The organism is Mesorhizobium sp. M0217, from assembly GCF_040321955.1.
Classification (GTDB): Bacteria; Pseudomonadota; Alphaproteobacteria; order Rhizobiales; family Rhizobiaceae; genus Mesorhizobium.
In genome coordinates, this window is the sequence record NZ_JAMYSN010000030.1 from 1 (window position 1) to 23934 (window position 23934).

Consider the following 23934-nt stretch of genomic DNA (forward strand, 5'->3'; position numbering starts at 1 on the left):
CGGGGCGGGGCGGCCCCGCCCCGCGCCGGCCCGCGGGCCCCCCCCCCCCCGCGCCCCGGCCCCCCCCCCCCCCCCCCCGCGCCCCCGGGCCGCGACCTCCCCCATCGAGGGGGAGGTAGGCCGCTGCGCCAGCAGCCGCAGCCACATGTATTGCGCGGTGTTGGTGTCCTGGTATTCGTCGACGAGGATGTATTTGAAGCGCTTGTGGTATTCCTTCAGCACGTCCGGATTGGCGCGGAAGATGCGGATCGGGTGGCAGAGCAGATCGCCGAAGTCGCAGGCGTTCAGCGTCTTCAGCCGCTCCTGATAGGCCTTGTAGAGTTCCCGGCCCTTGCCGTTGGCGAAGCTGCGGGCATCGCCCTCGGCAATGTCGGCCGGGCCTTGGCCCTTGTTCTTCCAGCCGTCGATCATCTGCGCGAACTGCTTGGCCGGCCAGCGCTTGTCGTCGAGGCCTTCGGCCTGGATCAGCTGCTTGATCAGCCGTACGACGTCGTCGGTGTCGAGGATGGTGAAATCGGATTTGAGCCCGGCCAGCTCGGCGTGGCGGCGCAAGAGCTTGACGCCGATGGAGTGGAAGGTGCCGAGCCACGGCATGCCCTCGACGGCTTCGCCGACGAGATGGCCGATGCGCTGCTTCATCTCGCGCGCGGCCTTGTTGGTGAAGGTCACCGCCAGGATCTGCGAGGGGAAAGCCCTGCCGGTGGCCAGGATATGGGCGATGCGGGTGGTCAGCACGCGGGTCTTGCCGGTGCCGGCGCCGGCCAGCACCAGGACCGGGCCTTCGGTGGTTTCCACCGCCAGCCGCTGCTCGGGGTTGAGGCCGTTGAGATAATCGGGTGCGCTGTTGGGTCCGCTGCGGGCCGCCATGGCGCGCGCGGCTATGCCCGACGGGGCCGCGGGCCGCGCATTGGGTTCGTCGAAAAAGGGCATTTCTTCCGCAAAGCCGGACATCTCCCCCGAATGTAGTGATTCGGGAGCGAAAGACCAGAAGTGTCTACGTTTTGTTCTGCTAAAGTGCCCGATACTGCGGCTCAGGCCTTTCGGTAACCGAGCGCGACGAACAATCGATGTCCGAACGAGCGCGCTTCCTCTGTCATCACTATGCCAAAGGCCGTCAGCATCTGGTCGTAATAGCGGCTGCCCGCGGGTGACGCCAGGAATGTCGAGTACAGTCTGAGATCGCCGAGCGGGAGATCCCGGTACGTATAAGCGCTACCCTGCATGGCATTCTGTTCGATGTTCTGGCGAATTTTCACGGATTGCTGACGCACCAGCGCCATGATCTGTTCGTCCGACAGAGGCTTTCCGGCTGCGCCCAGCATCCCCGTAACCATCGCGTAGCTCATGTTCAGCGCTATCGCCTCGCCGGTGTCGACAGCGCTGATATCGTCGATGATCTTGCGGTACAATTCGAGCCGGGCTGGATCCTTGGTCGGAAGCTCGGCGAGGATTTGCTTGCCCTCTGTCTTCTTGCTTTGCCTGCCTTCCGGGCCAGACGACTGAATTTCCAAAGCGGTGACGTGCTTGCCCAACGGGGAAGCGTAAAACGCTGCGAGGTCGGACAGATCGGTGGCCGACAGCCTGTCCGCCATCCGCGATTCGATGGCAGTCTCCATTTTGACTGCGTCGAAGGCGCCTTCCAGCGCGACCGACAAGGCGTCCTGGAAATTTGCCGGTAACGGTTCGGGTATGGATTTCGTGGCTGCGGCGATGCCGGGACCGATGCCCATCAGCATCTCGTGAAAGCCGTTTGCCTTGTTGATCTCGCTCAGCGTCTGTGCCGGCGCGGCCACTGTGCCGGCCGTGAGCGCGACGAAGCTACAGAGGACAAGGACTACTCGCGTCAGAGGCGAGGCGAATGACATCACTCTGGTTGCTCCTGATGGTTGGTCGAAAGCAGACTGCTGGAAAACCCGGATGCCGGCAAGGCGGGATTGCCACCTGGGCGTGTGGCCTCGAAAAAACGCCCTGTGCGCGGAGCCTGCGGGCATGGCCGTTTGGTTTCGCCATGGATCGCTCCCCGGCGGCTTGACAGGCACGGCGGGCGGGAGAAGGTTGTACCGCCGGGGGCAGGATTGGCATACCTTTGCCCATGGCCGCGCCGCGGAATGCGCATCAGTCGAAGGAGTATCGTCTTGGCTGTCGTCATCACCTCCCTCATCCTGTTCCTCATCGGCCTCGCACTTGGCGGCGGCGGCGTCTGGCTCGCGATGCTGGGCGGCAGCTGGTACTATGTCGTCACCGGTCTCGCCTTCCTCATCGCCGCATGGCTGCTCTTCCGGCGCAAATCGACGGCGCTCTGGCTCTACGCGGCGATCGTGCTCGGCACGCTGGCCTGGGCGGTGTGGGAAATCGGCTTCGACTGGTGGGAACTCGGACCGCGCGGCGGCGTCATCGTGCTTCTGGCGCTGTGGCTGCTGACGCCTTGGGCAAGGCGGGGCCTGATCGGCCCCGACGCGCGCGCGCCGCTCATTCTGGCCGTGCTCGCATCGCTCGCCGTCGCCGGTTATTCGATGACGGCCGATCCCAAGGACATCGCCGGCGACCTCAGCGCCGACAAGGTGACGCCGACTGCCGATCTCGGCGGCAATGTGCCTCCGGGCGAATGGCATTTCTACGGCCGTACGCAATTTGGCCAGCGCTATTCGCCGCTCGACCAGATCACGCCCGACAATGTCGCCAAATTGCAGCCGGCCTGGATCTACCAGACCGGCGACGTGAAAGGGCCGGACGATGTCGGCGAAACCACCTACCAGGTGACGCCGCTGAAGGTGGGCGATGCGCTCTATATCTGCACGCCGCACAATTTCGCCATCGCCATCGATGCCGCCACCGGCAAGGAGAAATGGCGTTTCGATCCCAAGATCAAGCTCGACAAGGACCGCCAGCACCAGACCTGCCGCGGCGTGTCCTATTATGCCCATGCCAAGATCGCCGCCGGCCAGCCTTGCGCGACGCGCGTCTATCTGCCGACCTCGGATGCGCGGCTGATCGCGCTCGACGCCGCCAACGGCCAGGTCTGCCCGTCCTTCGCCGAAGCCGGCACGCTCAATTTGTTGACCAACATGCCGTATCCGAAGTCGGGCTATTATTACTCGACCTCGGCGCCGCTGATTGCGGGCGGCAAGATCATCATCGGCGGCGCGGTCAACGACAATTATTCGACGCAAGAGCCGTCCGGCGTCATCCGGGCCTTCGACGTCGACACCGGCGCCCTGGTGTGGAACTGGGATTCCGGCAATCCGGACCAGACAACGCCGCTGGCGGCAGGCCAGACCTACACCCACAACTCGCCCAACATGTGGTCGACGGCAAGCGCCGACGAGAAGCTCGGCTTGCTCTATGTGCCGCTCGGCAACCAGACGCCGGACCAGCTCGGGATGGGCCGCAGCGCCAATGTCGAGAAGTTTTCCTCCTCGATCACCGCGCTCGATCTGGCCACCGGACAAGTGCGCTGGGTGCGGCAGACCGTGCATCACGACCTCTGGGACATGGATGTGCCGGCACAGCCGACCCTGGTCGACATCACCACCGCTGCCGGCGTCGTTCCGGGCCTGGTCGGGCCGACCAAGCAGGGCGACCTCTACGTGCTCGACCGGCGCAGCGGCGAGCCGATCATCCCGATCAAGGAAGTGCCGGCGCCGGGCGGTGCTGTCGAGGGCGATCACACGTCGCCGACGCAGCCGGTCTCGGATCTCTCCTTCAATCCGAGACCGCTGACCGGCGCCGACATGTGGGGCATCACCATGTTCGACCAGCTGGCCTGCCGGATCGAATTCCAGGGCCTGCGCTACGAGGGCCGCTATACCCCGCCGTCGGTGCAGGGGTCGCTGGTCTATCCCGGTAATTTCGGCACCTTCAACTGGGGCGGCGTCGCCGTCGATCCGGTACGGCAGGTGATGTTCGGCATGCCGACCTATCTAGCGTTCAAATCGCAGCTCATTCCGCGCGACCAGGTGCCGCCCCCGGATGAGGGGCGCGGCAGCGAACAGGGGCTGAACCGCAATGAGGGCGCGCCCTATGCGGTGGTGATGGGGCCGTTCCTGTCGCCGCTCGGCGTGCCCTGCCAGGCGCCGCCATGGGGCTATGTGGCGGGAGCGGACCTCAGAACCGGCAAGATCGCCTACAAGCACCGCAACGGCACCGTCTATGACATGACGCCGTTGCCCTTGCCGCTGAAGGTCGGTGTTCCCGGCATTGGCGGGCCGATGATCACCGCCGGCGGTGTCGTCTTCCTGGGCGCGGCGGTCGACGACTATCTGCGCGCCTATGACCTGACATCGGGCAAGCAGCTCTGGCAGGCCAGGCTGCCGGCCGGTGGGCAGTCGACGCCGATGACCTACACCGTCGCCGACGGCCGCCAGTTCGTGGTCATCGTCGCCGGCGGCCACGGCTCGGTCGGCACCAAGCCCGGCGACTATGTGATGGCCTATACGCTGCCGAAGTAGCAGCGATGTGACTTAGGTAAGTGATCGGCCCGGCAGATATTCTGGCAATGTCGCGCCGCCCCTCATCTGCCTGCCGGCATCTATACGGGGAGAAGTGCCCGGCAGGGCGATGAGGGGCAGCAGCAGCCTTGGTCAGCTTGCGTAAGAGATGGCCTTTGAGACTGGGCACGGAGCCCAGTACTTCATTGGTTAGCTGCGGCCCTGTTTCGGCCTGCTGGATCAGCGTGGTGCCGGCCGACGCCGGTCGACGCGGACCTTCACCATCCGAGCGGCGGCTGCGGCAGCAGCGGAGCGCATTCCCAGCAAGGTAGCAACAGCAAGCACGAGCGAGCTTGCAAGGATCGGAGTGGACAAGGTCATGGCGTTGTTCCTTCTCGTCGGGCTCGCCGCTACGGGCGAGACCATCATCAGCTTCCTTCCATATTGTGGCGGCACCATCGACATTCTCTGAAATGACCAAAATGTGATGCGCGCGTTCGGCGGGGCCGCCGCATCGTTCGATGGCGCAAGCGTCACCCATCCGAGACTGGACCGTGCGAGCTTGCACCCTATCTTGATCCGCGAGTCATCCCGGAGTGACCGCGACGTCATCCCGGAGTGACCATGAGGTCATCCCGGAGTGACCGTGAGATCATCTCCTAACGAGGAGCACGCCATGACGAAACCCACCGCCGAAGCCGTCAAACCTGCCAAACCTGCCATCACCCAGGCGATGATCGATGCCTATGACGAATACACGCATCTGACGCTCGACCGCCGCCGCTTCATGGAGCAGCTGACCAGGCTTGCCGGATCGGGCGCGGCGGCGGCCGCGATCGCGCCGCTGCTTGCGGCGAATTCGGCGCAGGCGGCAATCGTCGCCGACAACGATCAGCGCGTGAAGGCTGAAGATATCACCTATTCCGGCAGCAGCGGTGAGATGAAGGGCTATCTGGTCAGGCCGGCGGACCAGTCCGGCAAGCTCGGCACCGTCATCGTGGTGCATGAGAACAGGGGGCTCAACCCGCATATCAAGGATGTGGCGCGGCGCGTTGCGCTGGAAGGGTTCGTGGCGCTGGCGCCGGATTTCCTGTCGCCGCTCGGCGGCACGCCCGCTGACGAAGACAAGGCGCGCGACATGTTTACCAAGCTCGAAGCCAGCCAGGTCACCGCCGATGGTGTGGCGACCATCGCCTATCTCAAGGGCGAGAAGGACGGCAACGGCAAGGTCGGTGCTGTCGGCTTCTGCTGGGGCGGCGGCACGGTCAACAATCTGGCGGTCAACGCGCCCGATCTCGCCGCCGGCGTCGCCTATTACGGCATGCAGCCGAAGGCCGAGGATGTGGCGAAGATCAAGGCGGCGCTGTTGCTGCACTATGCCGGGCTCGACGAGCGCATCGACGCCGGCATCGATGCCTACAAGAAAGCGCTCGACGCCGCCCATGTCGAATACACGCTCTATGTCTATGACGGCGTCAACCATGCCTTCAACAACGACACCTCGGCCGCGCGCTATGACAAGAAGGCAGCCGATCTCGCCTGGGGCAGGACGATCGCTTTCCTCAAGGAGAAGCTGGCGTAAGCTTCAGGCCGCCGACGACGCCCATACGCTTTCATAGGCCGGCGACAGCGTAAAACCGGCCGGCAGCACCGAGACCGGGGGCGGGCGCCGCACGCCCTCCTGCAGATAGCGCAACGCCGACACCAGTCCGTTCATCGTGTAGGGCTTGGCGATGACGCCGATCGCACCGGCGAAATGGTCGGGGATGCGTTTTGGATTGGCGGTCATGAACACCACCATGGAACGGTTACCCTCGCGGATATGCTCGGCAACCTCGACCCCGGTTGGTCCGTCGGCGAGGTGGATATCGACAAAGGCAATATCGGCATCGGCGGTATCAATCATGCCTCTTGCTTCGGCCAAGGAGGTCGCCCAACCCACAACGCTGTGGCCGGCTTCCTCGACGAGGCTTTCCAGTTCCATCGCCAGCAACGCCTCGTCCTCGACGATCAGGACCTTGAGCGGTTCGTTCATGACAGCTTCCCTTTCTGCTGCGGTTCGTTCGGCATCGAGATGACGACCTTTGTGCCCGGGCCGGCGTCGCGCCATTCGATGTCGGCATGCAACTGACGGGCAAGCGACTTGATCAACCGCATGCCGAAGGAAGCATCGCCGCTGGCCTCGGCCATGCCGACGCCGTCATCGGAAACCTCGATGTTGAAGTGGCCGTCGGGCTGGCTCATCTTGATGCCGATGCGCCCCGCGGTGGTGCCGTCCGGCTTTGCCTTGAAGGCGTGCTTCAGCGCGTTGGTAACAAGCTCATTGACCATCAAGGCAACAGGCGTGGCTTTTTCGGCCGGAATGACGATGGGTTCGAGGTCCAGCGTCGGCTTGATCTCGGCGCGCCCCGATGCGGTCAGCAGGTCGGTGACCAGATCCCTGGCGAAATCCGAGACATCGAAGCGGCTGACATCCTTTGACTGGTAGAGACGGCGATGCACCGTGCTCAGCGCCTCGATGCGCTCCAGCATGGTGGTCAGGGATCGCTTTGTCGCTTCATCCTTGATTGCCCGGCTTTGCATGATGATCAGCGAGGAGATCATCTGCAGGTTGTTTTTCACCCGATGGTCGACCTCGTGCAGCAGCGTGGTCTGCGCCTCAAGGGCGGCCTCAAGCTCGCGCGTGCGTTCCTTGACAGCCTTTTCAAAGCGGTTCTTGTCGGCGGTGATGCGATCCTCCGAGCGCTTGCGATCGGAGACATCGAGCTGTGAGGCAAAGAAGAACAGGAGTTCGCCTTTGTCGTTGGAAACCGGGCTGATGTAGAGCGCATTCCAGAATGTCGAGCCGTCCTTGCGGTAGTTCAACAGATCGATGGCGATATCGGTTCCCGCTGCTATCGCGTCGCGCACGCTAGCCACAGCTGCCTTGTCTGTCTCTGGCCCCTGCAGGAAGCGGCAGTTCTTGCCCATGACCTCGTCGCGCTCGTAGCCGGTCAGGCGCAGGAACGCGTCATTGGCAAAGACGATCGGATTGTCCGCCTGACGGGGATCGGTGATGACCATCGACATGCGGGTGGCGCGGATGGCGGCCGCGAACGGATCGCCCTTGCCGTGCTCGGCATGCAGATTGTCCGTCATGTGCCATGCGTCGGCCGGTTCCCTGGTCCTTTTCCAGTCCATGCTTTCACTCCAAGCCGTTTTTCAGGGGTCACAACGGCTTAGACGTGGAATTGGTTCAATCTTGATCTTCTTGTCGCAGGCAGCCGTTTGCGAAACCGAATCGCCGGTTGCGCAAACTGTCGAAATGAACGGTTTTTGAAGGTTGTCGGATGTAGCCGATTCGCTGAAAGCAGGGCTGGCGCCGACCTATAGAAATGATCAGGTCGCAATGGTCCGTGGCGGCGCTCGCCGGTGGCGGCTTTCTCAGAACAGCGGAAACATCAGGCGTGGCCACGCTTCATGCGCGCCTGCTTCAGGATGGCGCGCCAGCGGATCATGTCGAAGGGGATAGGCTCGTTGTTGTTGGCGATGTGGAAGATCTCGTTGTTGACGTTCTTCAACGAGCGCCAGAAATCATAGTCGGTGATGCGCGGATCGGCAGCCAGCCTGTCCACCTCGACCTTGATGTCGGTTTTCATGCACGTTCCTCGAACCGCCTGTTGCCCGCCGCCCGCGTCGCAACTCGCATGGCACCGTTCTCAAACGGTCCGCTGAGTCGTTCAATGGCCCAAATGGCTTGTTCACGTTAAAACCTTGGTAAGGTTAACGCGGGCGAGGCAGCGCTTCAAGCGGTCCTGCGGCGAATACCGATCGAACGGCCGGCGCGCTCGGGCATCGGCAGTGCAGAATGGGCGGCGCGCATGGCTTTCACCTTGGCCTGCACATCGGCGGGGAAGGGCGCGACTTTCGGCCCGGACATGTCGACATGCAGCGACAGGGTTTCGGAAGTGGCGGCGAGCCAGCCATCGACATGGCGGATTTCCTGGTAGGCCCGCAGCCGCTTGTCGTCGTGATCGATCAGCTGGAAGGATACGACGACCTTGTGTTCGAGGTGCAGTTCCTGGACATAGCAAACATGGACTTCGGCCGTGTAGATGGTCAGGCGCCGCTCTTTGACATAGTCCAGCCCCATGCCCATCGCCTCGAACGCCTCATCCGAGCAGCGGTCGAACAACACGTTGTAATAGGCCATGTTGAGATGGCCGTTGTAGTCGATCCAGTCCTTCTCGATGTCCATCGGTTTGGAAACTAAGGGGGCGGGAACAGGCATGGAAAGTTCCTTGTTCTGGTGCTGGACCGAGTTCAGGTGCTGGACAGGGCGTGGCCGCTGAGACTAGAGCGGTTCACCGTCTCGCGGAAACGGTGAACCGCTTTAGTTTTTGTTTTGACGCAATCCCGGACGGAAAAGCGCTTCACACTTTTCCTGGAATTGCGTCATGTGCATCCATAATCGCATAACAAGCATGGACGCTGGTCCATTCGCGGAGGAATTCATGGCTCTGAGCGACCTCAATCCGGTCGAACGCAACGAGGAAGGCATTGCGGCGGTGCTCGGCATCCTCAAGCAGCAGCTCGGCGAACGCTTCCAGACAGGCGCGGCGATCCGCTCGCAGCATGCGCATACCACCACCTATATTCCGACGCAGGCGCCTGACGGTGTCGCGTTCCCGGAGACGACAGAAGAGGTGCAGGAGATCGTACGTGCCTGCGCCGCGCACCGCGTGCCGGTCATCGCCTTCGGCGTCGGTTCCTCGCTGGAGGGCCACACCAACGCGCCGGGTGGCGGCATCTCGGTCGACACCTCGCGCATGAACCGCATCCTGTCGGTCAACCCCGAGGATCTCGACTGCACGGTCGAGCCTGGCGTAACGCGCGAGGATTTGAATCGGCACCTGCGCGATACCGGCCTGTTCTTCCCCATCGATCCCGGCGCCAATGCTTCGCTCGGCGGCATGGCGGCAACGCGGGCCTCCGGCACCAATGCGGTGCGCTACGGCACGATGCGTGAAAACGTGCTGTCGCTCACGGCCGTCATGGCCGATGGCGAGACGGTGACGACCGGCAAGCGGGCGAAAAAGAGTTCGGCCGGCTACGATCTGACGCGGCTTCTGGTCGGCTCGGAAGGCACGCTCGGCATCATCACCTCGCTGACCTTGAAGCTGCAAGGCATTCCGCAGGCGATCTCCGGCGGCGTCTGCCCGTTTCCAAACCTCGAGGCGGCCTGCAACGCGGTCATCGCGACCATCCAGATGGGCATTCCGGTGGCGCGCATCGAACTCGTGAATGGACTGCAGATGCGGGCGATGAAGAATTACTCGAAGCTCGATTACCCCGAGAGCCCGTGCCTGTTCGTCGAGTTCCACGGCAGCGATGCCGGTGTCGCCGAACAGGCCGAAACCTTCGGTGCCATTGCTGAAGACAATGGCGGCGGGCCATTCCTGTGGACGAGCGTCGCCGAGGAGCGCACGAAACTCTGGAAAGCCAGGCACGATGCTTATTGGGCGTCGCTGACGCTGCGGCCGGGCACCAAGGGCCTGTCGACCGATGTCTGCGTGCCGATCTCGCGGCTGGCCGAATGCGTTGCCGAAACCGAGGCCGACATTGCCGAGATGGGCCTGGTTGCGCCGATCGTCGGCCATGCCGGCGACGGCAATTTCCATGTGCTGGTGCTGATGGACGTCAACGACCCCAAAGAGATCGCGCTGGCGGAGAAATTCGTCTCGCGGCTGAACATGCGGGCGATCGCCATGGACGGCACCTGCACCGGCGAACACGGCATCGGCCAGGGCAAGATCGGCTTCCTGCGCCATGAGCTCGGCCATGGTGTCGACATCATGCGCTCCATAAAAAAAGCGCTCGACCCGCAAGACATCATGAACCCGGGCAAGATATTGCCTGCATAGCCGAAATGTGAGGAGCGGCAATGGATACCCTGATTATAAGGGCATCGCTTGGCAAGACACTGTTACTGCTGTCGGCCAGCCTCTTCTTTGTCCTGGCCTGCGCTTTCCTGATTTATGTCTCCGAGGACGGCGACACCGCCGGCCTTTGGTGGTGCGTGGCCTTTTTCGGGCTCGGCGCGTTGGTGTTTGCCTGGCAGCTTGTGCGGCCGCAGATTCTGGTGCTGAACGGACAAGGTTTCAGTCTCGGCGGAGGCCTTGTTCGATCGCCCAAGCTGGTCCCCTGGAAGGATATCGAAAGCTTCTTCGTCGTCCATCGCCGGCGCAGGATAGGCGATATGATCGGGTACAATTTCGCACCGGGGGTCAAGAAAAGCTCCGTCATGGGCAGCGTGACCAAAGGCCTCGGCGCCGAAGCCGCATTACCGCAGGGCTGGACATTGTCGCCCGAGGAGATGGTAGTGCTGCTGAACGAATATCGCCGACGGGCGGTGGCGGGTTAGTCTGTTGCATGTCGGCCGGCACGCAGTCACAGGCGTCCGAAATCTCTGCTCGTCCAGATACAGAGATCAAGCAACTCTGGATGAATTGCCTCTTTATCGACACGCTGATGCGGGTAGAGTGCGGCTGACTTTCAATCAACCCGTTCGGAGCTGATGCTCGCACGCCTGTTCGTGATCTTCGGTGGCTTGTTTGTGCTGGTGCTGGTAGCGGCGCTGGTGGTGCCGTATTTTGTCGATTGGACCGGGTACCGCGCCCAATTCGAGCGCGAGGCGAGCGCCATTCTCGGCCGCAAGGTGACGGTGCAAGGCGACGCCACGGCGCGGCTGTTGCCGTTCCCCTCGGTGACCTTCTCAAACGTCACGGTCGCCGGCGGCCCCGGCGGCCAGCCGGCAATGACAGTCGAGACCTTTTCGATGGACGCGGAACTGGCGCCGTTCCTGCGCGGCGAAGTGCTGATTTTCGACATGCGGCTGGTGCATCCGAAGGCGACGATCGACATCGCCGATAACGGCACGGTCGACTGGGCGATACGGCCGTCCTCGCCCTTCGATCTCAACCAGATCTCGATCGAGAAGCTCACGGTGACGGAGGGAGAAATTGCGCTCCGCCATGCCGCAGGCGGGCGCAGCCATCTGATTTCCGAGATCAATTCGACCATCTCTGCCAAGTCGCTGGCCGGGCCGTGGCGCATGGATGGAACGTTGCTGCTCGACGGACTGCGTTCGACTGTTGCGGCTTCGACCGGCAAGGCCGAAGGCAGCGGCCAGATGCGGCTGAGGCTCAAGGTCGATCCCGATGCCTATCCACTGGTCATCGAAACCGACGGCAATGCCGGCATCGTCAATGGGGCTGCCGTCTATTCCGGCCAGTTCAAGATTTCCGGCAACGACAAAAACAGCGCCGAACTGCGCGGCGGCGATGGCGAGAGCGTCAAAATCAGCGCCGGCAAACCCGATCCGGGGTTCAGGCTGAACGGCAAGTTCTCGCTCGACCATCAGAAGCTTGGCGTCGACGAATTCCGCTTCGAGACCGGGCCGCTCGACAATCCCTACACAGCCGACGGCAAGGCTTCGGTCGATCTCGGCCTTAGGCCGAACTTCGCCATCGAGGCCAATGGCGCGCAGGTGCAACTGGACGAGGCGGTGGGCGCTGAGAAGGGCGCCGGCCTGACGCTGGACCAGCGCATTGCCGGGATCGAGCAGGCGCTGCTCGAACTGCCGAAGCCGAGTATCCCCGGCACTGTCGAGGTCAAGCTGCCGGCGGTGGTGGCTGGCGACACCACGGTGCGCGACGTGCATCTCTCGGCCGAGCCGGTCGAGGGCGGCTGGTCGGTGAAATCGCTGGCCGCGACCTTGCCCGGGCGCACGACGCTGGAAGCCAGCGGCATGCTCAGCGTCGAAGATCATTTCGGTTTCAGCGGCTCCATGCTGCTGGCGGTGGCGCAGCCTTCCGGCTTTGCTGCCTGGTTGTCCAAAGATGTCGACGAGGCGATCCGCCGGCTGCCGGCCGCCGGCTTCAAGGCCAAGGTGGACCTGTCGGAGAAGCGCCAGGCGTTCAGCGATCTCGAACTGATCCTCGGCAAGTCGAAGTTCACCGGCCGCATCGATTCCAGCCAGCCCGACGACGCCAAGTCCTCGGTGCTGATGCGGCTCGCGGGCGGCGAACTCGACGTCGACGGGCTGACGGCCTTCGCCTCGATCTTCGTCAGCGACAAGGGCGCCAACCGCTTTTCCGACCGTGACCTCGATTTTCAGATCAAGGCAGGGCCGGTCAATGCCGGCGGGCTCACCGCCGACACGGTCGACACAGCGCTCCGGCTCCGCGACGGGCTGCTCGAAATCGACCGGCTGTCGATTGGCGGCCTTGCCGGCGCCTCGATCAGCGCCACCGGCCGGATCAAGGATTTTCCGGCAAGCCCGACCGGCAAGCTCGATGCCTCGGTGGTCGCCGTCGATCTGAAGCCGCTGATCGACATTGCCGCGCAACACTATCCCGACAATCTGATGCTGAAGGGACTGGCTGGCCGCACGGCCGCCTATCCTGAACTGTTTCAGGACGCGCGCGTCGATCTGGTGGCGAGCGCCGCCGACAATGGCGACGGCACGACCGGGCTGGCGGTGAGCGGACAAGGCAAGGCCGGCGGTTCGGCCTTTTCGGCGTCGCTGTCGGGCAAGGGTGCCGTCGGCCAGTTGCTCGACGCGCCGGTGACGGTGACCTTCAACGCCAAAAATCCCGACGCCACCGTGCTGCTGGCGCTCTACGGCCTGCCGGCGCTGCCGCTCGGCATGCTCGGCCAGGCAAGCACCGATATTTCGGCCAAAGGCACGCTCGGCGGCGGCCTGGCGACGAGCTTCAATTTCGCCGCCGATGACTTCAAGGCGACGTTCGACGGCACCGTTGCTCAGACGCCGCAAGGCGCCACCGCCAAGGGCAAGATCGGCCTCGACGCCTCCGACATCGAGCCCTGGCTGATGACGACCGGCGCCGGCCTGCCGGGTATGGGAACGGGCACCTCGACCTCGCTCAGCGCGGATGCCGATTTCGGCAACGGCCTGCTGGTGTTGAGCGGCCTCAGCGGATCCATCAACGAGTCGGAGATTTCGGGCGACGTCAACATCGATGCGAAGCAGGGGCTGCCGCATTTTGCCGGTGCGCTGGCGCTCGACGAACTGGACCTCGACCCGATTGCGGTTGCGCTGTTCGGTGACCAGTCGTTCCTCAGCAGCAACGCGAACTGGCCGACGGCGCCATTCAGCCAGAAATCCAGCCTGCCGTTCAGCGCCGATCTCGACCTGACGACGGCGACGCTTGCCGCCGGACCGCTGGCGACAGCCTATGACGCGTCGCTGTCGTTGAACCTGGACCAGGAAGGCATCCGCGTTTCGGACCTGAAGGCAAAACTGCTCGGCGGCGCGCTCACCGGATTGTTCGAGTTGAAGAACACAGACGGCACTGGACTGTTCTCCGGCCAGATGAGGCTTGCCGGCGCTGACCTGGCGACCGTGCTGCCGGCTGCCGGCCTGAGTGGCAGCGGCGATTTCTCGGCAGGGCTGTCGACCAGCGGCAAATCGGTCGACGCGATGATTGCCGCACTCTCCGGCTCGGGCACGGCGGCGCTGAAAGGCCTCACCATTGCCGGCGTCAATCCCGATGCCTTCGGCGCGTTGATTGCCAAGGCCGATGCGATCGGGCGCGACATCGACGTGGCCAAGACCGCGGGCTTTGCACCTGAGATCGCTGGCGACGGCAGCTTTGCTGCCGGCGATGCCGACATCGCCTTCACGGTCGCCGGCGGCACGTTGCGGGCACCACCGATCAAATTCGAAAACCAGGCGGCGACGCTGTCTGCCGACATCACGGCCGACCTCAACACCGGCACCGTCGCCACCAAGGGCGCTGTCACCTACAAGCCTGGCGACGAGGCGCTGATCGGCTCCGATCCGACGGTCAATTTCAGCGTCGACGGGCCGTTCGGGGCGCTGAAGAAGCAGTTCGACAGCGAGCCGCTGGCGCAATTTTTTACCCAGCGCGCGCTGGAAAAGGAGCAGCAGCGGGTCGAGGCGATGCAGGCCGCACTGCTCGAGAAGCAGCGGCTGCGGCGCGAGGTGCGCTACTACGCCGCCCTGCAGACCGAGCGCGACAACGCCGCCGAGGAATTGCGCAAGCAGGAGGAAGCGGCACGGCTCAAAGCCGAGGCCGACGCCAAGGCGAAGGCACAGGCCGATGCGAAGGCACAGGCCGAAGCGGATGCCAAGGCCAAGGCGGATGCCAAAGCAAAGGCCGATGCCGATGCGAAAGCGCAGGCAGAGGCTGACGCCAAGGCCAAGGCGGATGCGGACGCGAAGGCGCAGGCCGAAGAGCAGGCTGCCGAAGACGCCGCAAAGGCCGAGGACGAACGGAAGAAGGCTGAGCAGGCGATGCGGACCGCTTCGCAGGAAAAAGCCAGGCTGGAGGCCGAGCGCAAGGCTCAGGAGCAGGCGCCGAAGGTCGACCGCTCACTTCCCGATGTCAACGACGGTTCGGCCCCGGCGCCGCCGAAGCCCAGGACAAATCCGTTCTCGGTCGACAATTTGCTGAAGTCGCTGGGCAATTAAGAACCATTCAGACCGCGCCGCGCTTGGCCCAGTCCAGCACGTGGAGCCTGAGCGCCGAGGACAGATTGGCATCGCGCGGTCTTGTCTCATCGATCTCCGCGACCAGGGCAGCAAGCGTCAGCTTGCGCGCGGCGGCGATGGCGACGAGATCGTCATAAAAGGGTTTTTCGAGGGAATAGCTGGTGCGATGGCCGCGGATGGTCACGGAGCGTTTTTCGACCGGGCTCACCGCAGGCGGTCCATCAATCGCCCTGGTCTTCCGGGCGTTCGCGGCGGTGGCCGGCGACGAATTTTTCGGCCTTGTCCGATGTCAGACGGTCACGAGTTCTTTCGGCTTTGGAACGGCCGTGCAGAGCGCGGTTCTCGCCGGCGAGCTTTTCCTTTTCGGTGCGCGCCTTCTGCTTGCGGACCTGGCGAAGGTTGACGATTTCGCCCATGTCGCGCCGACCGTCCCACTACTTCTTGCGGAAGGCGTCGAGCGACACGACGTCGGCGCCCTTGCCGGCGGCGGCATCGGCCACGGCGGGCTTTTTCTCCGCCTCAGTGGCAGCTGCCTTCTTCTCGGCCTTCGGTTTTTTCTCGGAGACGATAGCCAAAGGCTCGGCAGCCGGCTGGGCGGCTGCATCGTCTTCCGCCGGGACGTCGGTCTTGACGTCGAATTCGAGTTCGAAATTGACCGATGGGTCGTAGAAGCCGCGTACGGCCGAGAACGGGATTTCCAGCTTCTCCGGCACGTCGGAGAAGGACAGCCCGACCTCGAAGCCGGTATCGGTCACCTTGAGGTCCCAATACTGGAACTGGATGACGATGGTCATCTGTTCGGGATAGCGCTCGCGCAGCCTGGAGGACACCCGCACGCCCGGCGCGCCGGTCAGGAATGTGATGAAGAAATGATGATTGCCGGGAAGGCCGGTGCGCGCGACTTCGGCCAGGACCTTGCGCATGACGCCGCGCAATGCCTCCTGGGCCAGAATGTCGTAGCGGATGTGGTCGTCGGCCATGTGCTGGTCGGGTTCCGTTGAATCGTCCGCATAGCTGTAATCAAGCTTGAGCGCGGCGTAAACCGGATATAGATCGCTGATGCGCCGAAGCGAAGCCCGTAACGGACGATTTGATCGCCTGCTTTGGCGTTCAGGCGCTGGCCAGCTGTTTTTCCACCGCTGCCGCTGATCTGCGCTTGCCGAAGGCGCGCAGGAATGTGCGCACGCCGTGGGTCGCGGATTGCAGCACTTCATCTTCCGACGGCATGCCGCCGAGCATGAAGGTGGTCTGCAGTTCGGCGTTGGCTAGCGCCAGGAACTGGCGTGCGGCGACATCGGGATCGTCGACCGCGAGATGGCCGGCATGGGCGAGGCGGGCAAAACGGGCGGCAAGTGCCGGCCAGGTCCGGCCCGGCCCTTGGTCGCGCCATTCGGCGAAGAGCTCGGGATAGCGCTCGCCTTCGGTCTGGATCAGCTTGCGCAGGAAGCGTCCGTCGCGGTTGCAGATGCAGTTCTGATTCATGCGCACGGCAAAGCCAATCAGGTCGGCTTCCAGATCCTTCGGCTGGTCTGGGAAAGAGGCGAAGGTGGCGAAGATGCCGGCATTGCAGCGCTCCGTCAGATCGCGCACCACAGCCATGAAGAGCTTTTCCTTGTCGCGGTGGTGATTATAGATGGTCTGGCGCGACACGCCGGCCTCCACCGCGATCAGGTCGATATTCGCGCCGGCAAAGCCTTCCCGGCAAAAGACCGAAGCCGCCGCATCGATAATCGACATACGCTTGGCCTCGTGGCCGCGTGGCGGGAAAATGTCAGGAGAAACGGCAAGCTTCATAGAAATCTATATAGAGGTGATTGACGAATTAGACAAGGCTGTCTAAATTTGTGGACACAATAAATGGGGAATTCGCTCCGTAGAGACGAATAATCTCGCTCTGAGCCGTCGGATTTCAACGGGATGGAACGTCCTAGGGTTAGTCGTCGCGTTGGCGGCGCCAACCAGACTTGAAAGAAGCCTTTATCATGAGTCCCAAATTCCTCCGCATCGCGGTCGTGCTCGGCTTGTTGTCCGCTATCGGCCCCTTCGCCATCGACATGTATCTGCCGGCGTTGCCTTCGATCGGCGAAGATCTGCATGCCGGCACCGCCGCCGTTCAGATGAGCCTTTTGATCTTCTTCCTGTCGATGGGCTTCGGCCAGATCGTCGTCGGACCGATCTCCGACATGGTCGGCCGCAAGCTGCCGCTTTACGGCGGCCTTGCGCTGTTCATGGTCGGCGGCATCGGTTCGGCCATGAGCCCGACCATCGAATGGCTGATCGCCTTCCGCTTCCTGCAGGGGCTGGGCGCCAGCGCCGGCATGGCGGTGCCGCGCGCCATCGTGCGCGACCTGCACACCGGCACCGAAGCCGCCAAGCTGATGTCGCTGCTGATGCTGGTGTTTTCGGTGTCGCCGATCCTGGCGCCGCTGACCGGCAGCCAGATCATCGAGAATTTCGGCTGGCGCGCCGTGTTCTGGACGGTGACGGGCGCGGCCCTGCTGGCCACCATTCTGCTGGCGACCTCGCTGAAGGAGACGCGGCCGGCGGAAGAACGCGTCGGTTCCTCCTTCGGAACCGCACTCGCCGGCTATCGCTTCCTCATGGGTGACCGCAATTTCCTCGGCCTGGTGGCGATCGCCGGCTTCGGCATCGCCAGCTTCTTCGTCTACCTCTCGAGTTCGTCCTTCATCCTGATCGACCATTACGGGCTGTCGCCTTCCGTCTACAGCGTGTTCTTCTCGATCAATGCGGTGGCCTTCATCGGCATGTCGCAGCTGACGGGGATGCTGTCGGAGCGCTTCGGGCTGAAGCGCGTCGTCTGGGTGGCGGTAACCGGCTATGCCACGACGATGGTTGTGCTGTTCGCAGTCATGGCGACCGGCGTCGACCGGCTCGATGTTATGGCGGCACTGCTGTTCGTCGGCTACGGCTTCCTCGGCCTGGTCATCCCGACGACGTCGGTGCTGGCCATGGAAGAGCATGGCGAGATCGCCGGCACGGCCTCGGCGCTGATGGGCACGCTGCACTTCGCCATCGGTGCGCTGGCGATGGGCGTCGCCGGCATCTTCTTCGACGGCACCCCGCTGCCCATGGTGGCCGGCATCACGCTCTGCGCCGTAATCTCGTTCACGCTGGCCAAACTGACGCTCGGCCGCTCGCGCGAAGCCGTTGAAGCGCCGGCCGAGTAAGCTGACCGCAATCGACCGGAAAGGCCGGGTCATCCCGGCCTTTTTCACGTCTGGGGTAATCCGGCCCCGGCCAGAACCACGGCCTTCGACCGACGCCAGCGGCAAATTGCACCAGCTCATGGCTCAATTTGGTGTAGGCTTCGCGGCCCATCGTCATGCGAAATCCGGCCAGCGGCAGCCGGCATTGAGCGTACGATATCGAGGAGGGGAGAAGTGGAGGTTTCTGTTGCCAGGTACCTCCGAACCCCGCCTAGAAGTGCGAACCTCTAGGGCTTGATTTGAAGCTATCGCACCGCTTACGCGGCGAGACGTGCTTCCGCATAGTTGTCATTTGCAACTACAGGTTTAGCCCGATGACGGTGGTACCATGCCGGGCAAAAGTACGATCTTTACACCTTCGTCGATCCTATTTCGCCCCCAGCAACAGCCGCTCTGATCACAGAGCGGTTCTTGGTGGAGGCGCCGGGTACCGCCCCCGGGTCCGAACGGCTTATTACATCGCCCATTTATCGCCATAGTCGGTCAAGCCGACAAAACGAATATAGGGGGCGGGCGCACAAAATGAAAGGCCGCAATGACACTTCTTGGCCGCACCAAACTGCGGCGCCGAGGGTTGACTCGCGCGCGGTCTCAACCGAAGCTTTGCGATGGTGAGGAGTATCGACCGAGCGCACAAGTTGCGGCAGCGCGCCACAGCCCTCATCGATCGGATCCCGTGGCGCCGACATGGGGAAATTTGATGGCCGATTATCTCGCAGACGTGAAGAAATACGACGCCGCCGCAAATGCCGATGTGGTTGCCAAGATTGTGAAGCATCTGGGCATCGCGCTGCGCAACCGCGATTCCTCGCTGGTATCCTGCACCGACCCCAAGGAATTGGAGCGCGTCAAGACCAACTGGGTTGCCAAGAAACTCGGCGTGACCGACGGGGCGAAAGCCGACTCAGCGATCGAGAAGACCTGCAAGGCGTTGGCCGCCGACAGCTCCAAGAGCCGCGTGACTTTCTACTATCTGGTCGCCAAGGATCTGGGCAAGCTCGGCTCTTTGTAGAGATTATTGCCGATAGGCAGAGCGCGCGTTTGATTTGCTCCTCACCGGAGGTCAGCACCACCCCTCATTGCCCTGCCGGGCATTTCTCCCCGTATAGTGACGGGGAGAAAGGGCTGACCGCAGCCTTGGCTCTCTCTCTCGAACAAGCTTGTGATTGGCGAAACCGCTGATGACAGCGCCCCTCTCCCCGTCCCTATACGAGGAGAGGATGACGGCAGGCAGGTGAGGGGCAACGCTAACCCTTGAAGAGTGATGGGGCAAGCCGCGTTCTGGTCCTTTTGCTGTGTTCGGCCGGCGGCCAGTCGGTTATGATGACGGTAACCCCGAATCGAGGCGAAGCCGATGCGCCAGTATCTCGACCTTTTGCAGCATGTGCTGGACAATGGCGCCGACCGTGGCGACCGCACGGGCACCGGCACGCGTGGGGTGTTCGGGTACCAGATGCGCTTCGACCTGTCGCGCGGCTTTCCCGTCACCACCACCAAGAAGCTGCATCTGAAGTCGATCATCCATGAACTCCTGTGGTTCCTGGCCGGCGACACCAACATCAAATACCTTAGAGATCATGGCGTTTCGATCTGGGACGAATGGGCCGACGAGAATGGCGATCTCGGCCCGGTCTATGGCAAGCAGTGGCGCTCCTGGCCGGATGGCCATGGCGGGTCGATCGACCAGATTGCCAATGTTCTGAAGGAGATACGCAGGAATCCGAATTCACGCCGGCTGATCGTTTCGGCGTGGAACCCGGCCGAAGTGGAGGCGATGGCGCTGCCGCCCTGCCACTGCCTGTTCCAGTTCTACGTCTCGGACGGCAAGCTGTCCTGCCAGCTCTACCAGCGCTCGGCCGACATTTTTCTCGGCGTACCCTTCAACATCGCTTCCTACGCGCTGCTGACCCTGATGGTGGCGCAGGTGACCGGGCTGAAGCCCGGCGAGTTCGTCCATACGCTGGGCGATGCGCATCTCTATTCCAACCATTTCGAGCAGGCGCGCGAGCAATTGCGGCGCACACCCAAGGCGCTGCCGACGCTGTGGATCAATCCGGAGGTGAAGGACCTGTTCGCCTTCCGCTTCGAGGATTTCCGGCTGGAAAACTATTTTGCCGACGCTTCGATCAAGGCGCCGATCGCGGTCTGATCCGTCCACCGTCAATCAATTCCGACCCTCAATCGATGTCGACCATGACGTCGGTTGCCTTGATCATGGTATAGGCTGCTTGCCTTTTTCGAGCTTGAGATCGGCAACGGCCTCGTTGGTGATCGAAGCGTGACGACGGAGCCGGCGACATCACCGCGGACAGGCGAGGTGCTTTGACGATCTCGACGATCGTTCCCTTGAGGATGTTGCGGGCGCTGATCTTCATCGGAGTTCCTTTCCGGGTTTCGGTGCACGTCCAAACCAGAACAATCGATGCCGAACATACGCTTTCGCAGGAGGCGGCCTTCCCTTGTTATATTCATCCAGATATATCGGTCGGCAGGAGTCGAGCCAGCAGATTTCAAGCCCAGGGAGAGTTTTCATGTTGGGGCACAAAGGTTTTGGTATGAGGGCAATCGCGATTGGCGGCTTTGCCGTAGCTCTGATGGCCGTGATGCCGGCGGCTCACGCGGGAGACAAGGTGATCGTGTTTGCCGCAGCCAGCCTCAAGGACGGGCTCGACGCCGTCACCAAGGCCTGCGAAGCCGATGTCGGTGAAGCGGCGACCGTCTCCTACGCCGCGAGCTCGGCGCTGGCCAAGCAGATCGAAAGCGGGGCGCCCGCCGATGTGTTCATTTCGGCCGATCTCGACTGGATGAAGTACCTCTCCGACAAGAGACTGACCAAGCCGGAAACCGAGGTGAAACTGCTCGGCAACCAGATCGTGCTGGTGGCGCCACAGGATTCCAAGGTTGAGACCAGGATCGAGAAAGGCTTCGACCTGGCCAAGCTGGTTGGCGACGGCAGGCTTGCCATGGGCGACGTCAAGGCGGTGCCGGCCGGCAAATACGGCAAGGCGGCACTTGAATCGCTCGGCGTCTGGTCGTCGGTCGAAGGCAAGGTGGCGCAGGCCGAGAATGTGCGCGCCGCGCTCAAGCTGGTTTCAACGGGCGAGGCCGCGCTCGGCATCGTCTATGCCACCGACGCGCATGCCGACAAGGGAGTCAAGGTGGTCGGCACCTTCCCGGAGGATTCGCACCCGCCGATCATCTATCCGGTTGCCGAGACCACCGATTCGAAGGACAAGGATACGCCGGCCTTCCTGAAGTGCCTGCAGTCCGCCAAGGCGGCGGAACTGTTTAGGGATCAGGGTTTCACCGTGCTCACGCCGAGCAATTAAGGTAGCGGCTGAGTATGAACTGGCTGCTGGACCTCACTCCCGACGAATGGAATGCGGTCCGGCTGTCGATCAAGGTGGCGACGGTGGCGATGCTGTTCAGCCTGCCGCCGGGCATCTTGATCGCGCTGCTGCTTGCCCGGGGAAAATTCTGGGGCAAGACGCTGCTCAACGGCGTTGTTCATCTGCCGCTGATCCTGCCGCCGGTGGTGACAGGTTATCTCTTGCTGCTTACCTTCGGCCGGCGCGGGCCGGCCGGCGCTTTTCTCGCCGAGCATTTCGGCATCGTCTTTTCATTTCGATGGACCGGCGCCGCACTGGCCTGCGGCATCATGGGCTTTCCGCTGATGGTGCGGGCGATCCGGCTGTCGATCGAGGCGGTCGACCGCAAAATGGAGGCAGCGGCGGGAACGCTCGGCGCCAACCCGATTTGGGTCTTCGCCACCATCACGCTGCCGCTGATCCTGCCCGGGCTGATCGCCGGCTCGATCCTGTCCTTCGCCAAGGCGATGGGCGAGTTCGGCGCCACCATCACCTTCGTCTCCAACATTCCCAACGAGACGCAGACGCTGCCTTCGGCGATCTACACCTTCACGCAGGTGCCTGGCGGCGATGACGGGGCGCTCAGGCTGACGCTGATCTCCATCGTCATCTCGATGGCCGCATTGGTCGCCTCGGAAGTGCTGGCGCGGCGCGTCGGCCGGCGGATGGACATCGAATGAGCGTGCTGGTGGACATCAGCCATCGGCTCGGCGGTTTCGCCGTCGACGCGCGTTTCGAAAGCGCCGGGCGGCTGACGGCGCTGTTCGGGCCATCGGGCTCCGGCAAGACGACGCTGATCAACGTGATCGCCGGCCTGATCCGACCGGACAAAGGGCGTATCGCGGTCGATGGCCGCGTGCTGGTCGACACCGATGCCGGCATTTTCGTGCCGAAGCACAAGCGCCGGATCGGCATGGTGTTCCAGGACGCGCGGCTGTTTCCGCATATGAGCGTGGCCGGCAATCTGCGCTATGGCCGCTGGTTCACGCCACCGGCGGAGCGCTATGCGGATATCGACGCGGTCGTCGAACTGCTCGGCATCGGTCCTCTGCTCGACCGGCGACCGGCAAAGCTCTCGGGCGGCGAAAAGCAGCGCGTGGCGATCGGCCGGGCGCTGCTTGCCAGCCCGAAACTGCTGTTGATGGACGAGCCGCTGGCCTCGCTCGACGATGCGCGCAAAGCCGAGATCCTGCCCTATATCGAGCGGCTGCGCGACGAGACCAAGCTGCCCATCGTATATGTCAGCCACTCCGTCGCCGAGGTGGCGCGGCTGGCCAGCGACGTGGTGGTGATGGCGCAAGGCAAGGTCGCTGCCTCAGGCCCGACCGGCGCGATCATGCAACGGCTCGAATTGCTGCCGGCGGAGGAACGCGGCGAGGGCGGCGCGGTTCTCGACACCAAGGTGCTGCGCCATGATGAGATCTTCGGGATGACCGTGCTCGGCTCGGCGGCGGGCGAAATCCGGGTGCCGCTTCTGGCGGTCTCGGTCGGCGCGCCTGTGCGCATCCGAATCCGCGCCCGCGACGTGATGATCGCCACCGAACAGCCGAAAGGTCTCAGTGCGCTCAACATCCTGCCGGGCGCCATCGTCACAATCGGCTCGGGCGAGGGGCCGACGGTCGAAATCGGCATCGACTGCAATGGCGCAACCGTGCTTGCGCGCATTACCGAACAATCCAGGCAGGTACTGAACCTTCAACTCGGCGGCAAGGTCTTCGCGGTGATCAAGACGGTCAGTTTCGACCGTGCCAACACCGGCGCCGGGCTGCCGGCCGAAGCGGATGGCTGATAACCGCTATATCGTTTTGGAATAGCGCTATGGGTCGAGAGGGGCTAGTGTGACTGTGGAGGACAAGAGATGCCGTCGCTGAGCCTGCGGATAAATCTCGATCCGGACGGGCGCATAGGTCCGGGCAAGATCGAATTGCTGGAGCAGATCGCCACTTTCGGCTCGATCTCGGCTGCGGCACGCGGCATGGAGATGTCCTACAAGCACGCCTGGGATCTGGTGGAAGATATGAACCGTGTGTTCGGCAAGCCACTGGTCGCGGCGCAGACCGGCGGCAAAAAGGGCGGCGGCGCACAGCTGACCTCAGTTGGCCTTGCAGTTGTCAGCCGTTTTCGCGCTATCGAGCGCGCTGCGGCGGCAGCGGCGGCCACGCATATGGACGCCTTGCAGGCGGAGATCGATGCTGGGTGAGGGTTGAAGCTTGCGATCCGTCACACCCCCCTCTGTCCTGCCGGACATCTCCCCCGCAAGGGGGGAGATCAGCTAGCCCGTAGACGGGCGCTAATCTGTTAGGCGATTGGCGAAATCCTCCGTGACGGCCAATCTCCCCACTAGAGGGGGAGATGTCCGGCAGGACAGAGGGGGGCGCGAAGGAACTCGACCT

Annotated in this window: 22 protein-coding genes, 1 other RNA gene and 1 pseudogene; 12 read left to right on the top strand and 12 right to left on the bottom strand. The window is 63.2% G+C overall.

Going from position 1 to position 23934, the window contains the following annotated elements; all coding sequences use genetic code 11:
* The coding region (locus NKJ18_RS28575) for an ATP-dependent helicase (protein ID WP_352760980.1) at window positions 1-951 on the bottom strand (951 nt) is incomplete at its 3' end.
* Window positions 952-1031: 80 nt separating this feature from the next.
* Complete coding sequence (locus NKJ18_RS28580; protein WP_352760982.1) at window positions 1032-1865, bottom strand: DUF2059 domain-containing protein; 834 nt, start codon at window positions 1863-1865, stop codon at window positions 1032-1034.
* Window positions 1866-2108: 243 nt separating this feature from the next.
* Here NKJ18_RS28580 and NKJ18_RS28585 point away from each other — a divergent pair, with 243 nt between their 5' ends.
* On the top strand, window positions 2109-4448 hold the full coding sequence (locus tag NKJ18_RS28585; RefSeq protein ID WP_502906185.1) for a glucose/quinate/shikimate family membrane-bound PQQ-dependent dehydrogenase: 2340 nt from the start codon (window positions 2109-2111) through the stop codon (window positions 4446-4448).
* A gap of 655 nt (window positions 4449-5103) precedes the next feature.
* Window positions 5104-6009, top strand: coding sequence for a dienelactone hydrolase family protein (locus NKJ18_RS28590; protein WP_023705527.1), 906 nt, complete (start codon window positions 5104-5106; stop codon window positions 6007-6009).
* 3 nt (window positions 6010-6012) lie between these two features.
* Here NKJ18_RS28590 and NKJ18_RS28595 read toward each other — a convergent pair whose 3' ends face one another.
* The 4 genes from NKJ18_RS28595 to NKJ18_RS28610 form a co-directional block, all read right to left on the bottom strand.
* Window positions 6013-6462, bottom strand: coding sequence for a response regulator (locus NKJ18_RS28595; RefSeq protein WP_023668313.1), 450 nt, complete (start codon window positions 6460-6462; stop codon window positions 6013-6015).
* Window positions 6459-7607, bottom strand: a complete 1149-nt coding sequence (locus tag NKJ18_RS28600) for a histidine kinase dimerization/phosphoacceptor domain -containing protein (RefSeq protein WP_023667428.1) — start codon at window positions 7605-7607, stop codon at window positions 6459-6461. The genes NKJ18_RS28595 and NKJ18_RS28600 overlap by 4 nt, the downstream gene beginning before the upstream one ends.
* 260 nt (window positions 7608-7867) lie before the next feature.
* Complete coding sequence (locus NKJ18_RS28605; RefSeq protein WP_013531006.1) at window positions 7868-8065, bottom strand: hypothetical protein; 198 nt, start codon at window positions 8063-8065, stop codon at window positions 7868-7870.
* A 146-nt stretch (window positions 8066-8211) separates the two neighbouring features.
* Window positions 8212-8697 carry a thioesterase family protein gene (locus tag NKJ18_RS28610; protein ID WP_352760987.1) on the bottom strand — a complete coding sequence of 162 codons (486 nt, stop codon included), beginning with the start codon at window positions 8695-8697 and terminating at the stop codon, window positions 8212-8214.
* A 223-nt stretch (window positions 8698-8920) separates the two neighbouring features.
* Between NKJ18_RS28610 and NKJ18_RS28615 the strand changes: the two genes are divergently transcribed.
* The 3 genes from NKJ18_RS28615 (at window position 8921) to NKJ18_RS28625 (ending at window position 14925) form a co-directional block, all read left to right on the top strand.
* Entirely contained in the window at window positions 8921-10330 is a 1410-nt protein-coding gene (locus tag NKJ18_RS28615) for an FAD-binding oxidoreductase (protein WP_023690898.1), read from the top strand.
* A 20-nt stretch (window positions 10331-10350) separates the two neighbouring features.
* Window positions 10351-10830, top strand: a complete 480-nt coding sequence (locus NKJ18_RS28620; protein WP_352760989.1) for an STM3941 family protein — start codon at window positions 10351-10353, stop codon at window positions 10828-10830.
* Between the two features lie 153 nt (window positions 10831-10983).
* The gene (locus tag NKJ18_RS28625; protein ID WP_352760992.1) at window positions 10984-14925 is read left to right on the top strand and encodes an AsmA family protein; all 3942 of its coding nucleotides are present in this window, start codon (window positions 10984-10986) and stop codon (window positions 14923-14925) included.
* 7 nt (window positions 14926-14932) lie between these two features.
* Here NKJ18_RS28625 and NKJ18_RS28630 read toward each other — a convergent pair whose 3' ends face one another.
* The 4 genes from NKJ18_RS28630 to NKJ18_RS28645 all read right to left on the bottom strand — a co-directional run bounded on the left by NKJ18_RS28630 (window position 14933) and on the right by NKJ18_RS28645 (window position 16740).
* The gene (locus NKJ18_RS28630; protein ID WP_023668319.1) at window positions 14933-15154 is read right to left on the bottom strand and encodes a ribbon-helix-helix domain-containing protein; all 222 of its coding nucleotides are present in this window, start codon (window positions 15152-15154) and stop codon (window positions 14933-14935) included.
* Window positions 15155-15167: 13 nt separating this feature from the next.
* Window positions 15168-15362 carry a DUF4169 family protein gene (locus NKJ18_RS28635; RefSeq protein WP_023667420.1) on the bottom strand — a complete coding sequence of 65 codons (195 nt, stop codon included), beginning with the start codon at window positions 15360-15362 and terminating at the stop codon, window positions 15168-15170.
* Window positions 15363-15380: 18 nt separating this feature from the next.
* Window positions 15381-15926: an SspB family protein gene (locus tag NKJ18_RS28640; protein ID WP_023667419.1), complete on the bottom strand. Its 546-nt coding sequence runs from the start codon at window positions 15924-15926 to the stop codon at window positions 15381-15383.
* Window positions 15927-16056: 130 nt separating this feature from the next.
* Window positions 16057-16740 (bottom strand): TetR/AcrR family transcriptional regulator, encoded by a 684-nt coding sequence (locus tag NKJ18_RS28645; protein WP_023668320.1) that lies wholly within the window; start codon window positions 16738-16740, stop codon window positions 16057-16059.
* Between the two features lie 188 nt (window positions 16741-16928).
* Here NKJ18_RS28645 and NKJ18_RS28650 point away from each other — a divergent pair, with 188 nt between their 5' ends.
* A complete protein-coding gene (locus NKJ18_RS28650; RefSeq protein ID WP_023682099.1) occupies window positions 16929-18134 on the top strand; it encodes a multidrug effflux MFS transporter in 1206 nt (401 codons plus the stop codon).
* Between the two features lie 212 nt (window positions 18135-18346).
* Here NKJ18_RS28650 and ssrA read toward each other — a convergent pair.
* Window positions 18347-18705: a transfer-messenger RNA gene (gene ssrA / locus NKJ18_RS28655) on the bottom strand.
* 168 nt (window positions 18706-18873) lie between these two features.
* Here ssrA and NKJ18_RS28660 point away from each other — a divergent pair.
* Both NKJ18_RS28660 and NKJ18_RS28665 read left to right on the top strand, forming a co-directional pair.
* A complete protein-coding gene (locus tag NKJ18_RS28660; RefSeq protein ID WP_023668323.1) occupies window positions 18874-19185 on the top strand; it encodes a DUF2853 family protein in 312 nt (103 codons plus the stop codon).
* Between the two features lie 342 nt (window positions 19186-19527).
* Window positions 19528-20322 (top strand): thymidylate synthase, encoded by a 795-nt coding sequence (locus tag NKJ18_RS28665; protein WP_023688064.1) that lies wholly within the window; start codon window positions 19528-19530, stop codon window positions 20320-20322.
* A 28-nt stretch (window positions 20323-20350) separates the two neighbouring features.
* Here the strand turns inward: NKJ18_RS28665 and NKJ18_RS28670 are convergent.
* A pseudogene (locus NKJ18_RS28670) lies at window positions 20351-20548 on the bottom strand (TOBE domain-containing protein).
* A 159-nt stretch (window positions 20549-20707) separates the two neighbouring features.
* Between NKJ18_RS28670 and modA the strand changes: the two are divergent.
* From modA to NKJ18_RS28690, 4 genes are all read left to right on the top strand, one after another.
* Window positions 20708-21502 carry a molybdate ABC transporter substrate-binding protein gene (gene modA, locus NKJ18_RS28675; RefSeq protein ID WP_155927182.1) on the top strand — a complete coding sequence of 265 codons (795 nt, stop codon included), beginning with the start codon at window positions 20708-20710 and terminating at the stop codon, window positions 21500-21502.
* A 14-nt stretch (window positions 21503-21516) separates the two neighbouring features.
* A complete protein-coding gene (gene modB / locus NKJ18_RS28680; protein ID WP_023746895.1) occupies window positions 21517-22221 on the top strand; it encodes a molybdate ABC transporter permease subunit in 705 nt (234 codons plus the stop codon).
* On the top strand, window positions 22218-23330 hold the full coding sequence (gene modC / locus NKJ18_RS28685) for a molybdenum ABC transporter ATP-binding protein (RefSeq protein ID WP_023725336.1): 1113 nt from the start codon (window positions 22218-22220) through the stop codon (window positions 23328-23330). The genes modB and modC overlap by 4 nt, the downstream gene beginning before the upstream one ends.
* 69 nt (window positions 23331-23399) lie before the next feature.
* A complete protein-coding gene (locus NKJ18_RS28690; protein WP_023667411.1) occupies window positions 23400-23741 on the top strand; it encodes a winged helix-turn-helix domain-containing protein in 342 nt (113 codons plus the stop codon).
* The last annotated feature ends 193 nt before the right edge of the window (window positions 23742-23934 follow it).

What these genes read in the sequence shown, in the direction of transcription:
- NKJ18_RS28615 (WP_023690898.1), top strand. Translation starts at nt 8,921, where the DNA reads ATGGCTCTGAGCGACCTCAATCCGGTCGAACGCAACGAGGAAGGCATT.
- NKJ18_RS28590 (WP_023705527.1), top strand. Translation starts at nt 5,104, where the DNA reads ATGACGAAACCCACCGCCGAAGCCGTCAAACCTGCCAAACCTGCCATC.
- NKJ18_RS28635 (WP_023667420.1), bottom strand. Translation starts at nt 15,362, where the DNA reads ATGGGCGAAATCGTCAACCTTCGCCAGGTCCGCAAGCAGAAGGCGCGC.
- modC (WP_023725336.1), top strand. Translation starts at nt 22,218, where the DNA reads ATGAGCGTGCTGGTGGACATCAGCCATCGGCTCGGCGGTTTCGCCGTC.
- NKJ18_RS28580 (WP_352760982.1), bottom strand. Translation starts at nt 1,865, where the DNA reads ATGTCATTCGCCTCGCCTCTGACGCGAGTAGTCCTTGTCCTCTGTAGC.
- NKJ18_RS28595 (WP_023668313.1), bottom strand. Translation starts at nt 6,462, where the DNA reads ATGAACGAACCGCTCAAGGTCCTGATCGTCGAGGACGAGGCGTTGCTG.
- NKJ18_RS28645 (WP_023668320.1), bottom strand. Translation starts at nt 16,740, where the DNA reads ATGAAGCTTGCCGTTTCTCCTGACATTTTCCCGCCACGCGGCCACGAG.
- modB (WP_023746895.1), top strand. Translation starts at nt 21,517, where the DNA reads ATGAACTGGCTGCTGGACCTCACTCCCGACGAATGGAATGCGGTCCGG.
- NKJ18_RS28650 (WP_023682099.1), top strand. Translation starts at nt 16,929, where the DNA reads ATGAGTCCCAAATTCCTCCGCATCGCGGTCGTGCTCGGCTTGTTGTCC.
- NKJ18_RS28620 (WP_352760989.1), top strand. Translation starts at nt 10,351, where the DNA reads ATGGATACCCTGATTATAAGGGCATCGCTTGGCAAGACACTGTTACTG.
- NKJ18_RS28610 (WP_352760987.1), bottom strand. Translation starts at nt 8,697, where the DNA reads ATGCCTGTTCCCGCCCCCTTAGTTTCCAAACCGATGGACATCGAGAAG.
- NKJ18_RS28665 (WP_023688064.1), top strand. Translation starts at nt 19,528, where the DNA reads ATGCGCCAGTATCTCGACCTTTTGCAGCATGTGCTGGACAATGGCGCC.
- NKJ18_RS28690 (WP_023667411.1), top strand. Translation starts at nt 23,400, where the DNA reads ATGCCGTCGCTGAGCCTGCGGATAAATCTCGATCCGGACGGGCGCATA.
- NKJ18_RS28585 (WP_502906185.1), top strand. Translation starts at nt 2,109, where the DNA reads ATGCGCATCAGTCGAAGGAGTATCGTCTTGGCTGTCGTCATCACCTCC.
- NKJ18_RS28605 (WP_013531006.1), bottom strand. Translation starts at nt 8,065, where the DNA reads ATGAAAACCGACATCAAGGTCGAGGTGGACAGGCTGGCTGCCGATCCG.
- NKJ18_RS28660 (WP_023668323.1), top strand. Translation starts at nt 18,874, where the DNA reads ATGGCCGATTATCTCGCAGACGTGAAGAAATACGACGCCGCCGCAAAT.
- NKJ18_RS28600 (WP_023667428.1), bottom strand. Translation starts at nt 7,607, where the DNA reads ATGGACTGGAAAAGGACCAGGGAACCGGCCGACGCATGGCACATGACG.
- NKJ18_RS28640 (WP_023667419.1), bottom strand. Translation starts at nt 15,926, where the DNA reads ATGGCCGACGACCACATCCGCTACGACATTCTGGCCCAGGAGGCATTG.
- NKJ18_RS28625 (WP_352760992.1), top strand. Translation starts at nt 10,984, where the DNA reads ATGCTCGCACGCCTGTTCGTGATCTTCGGTGGCTTGTTTGTGCTGGTG.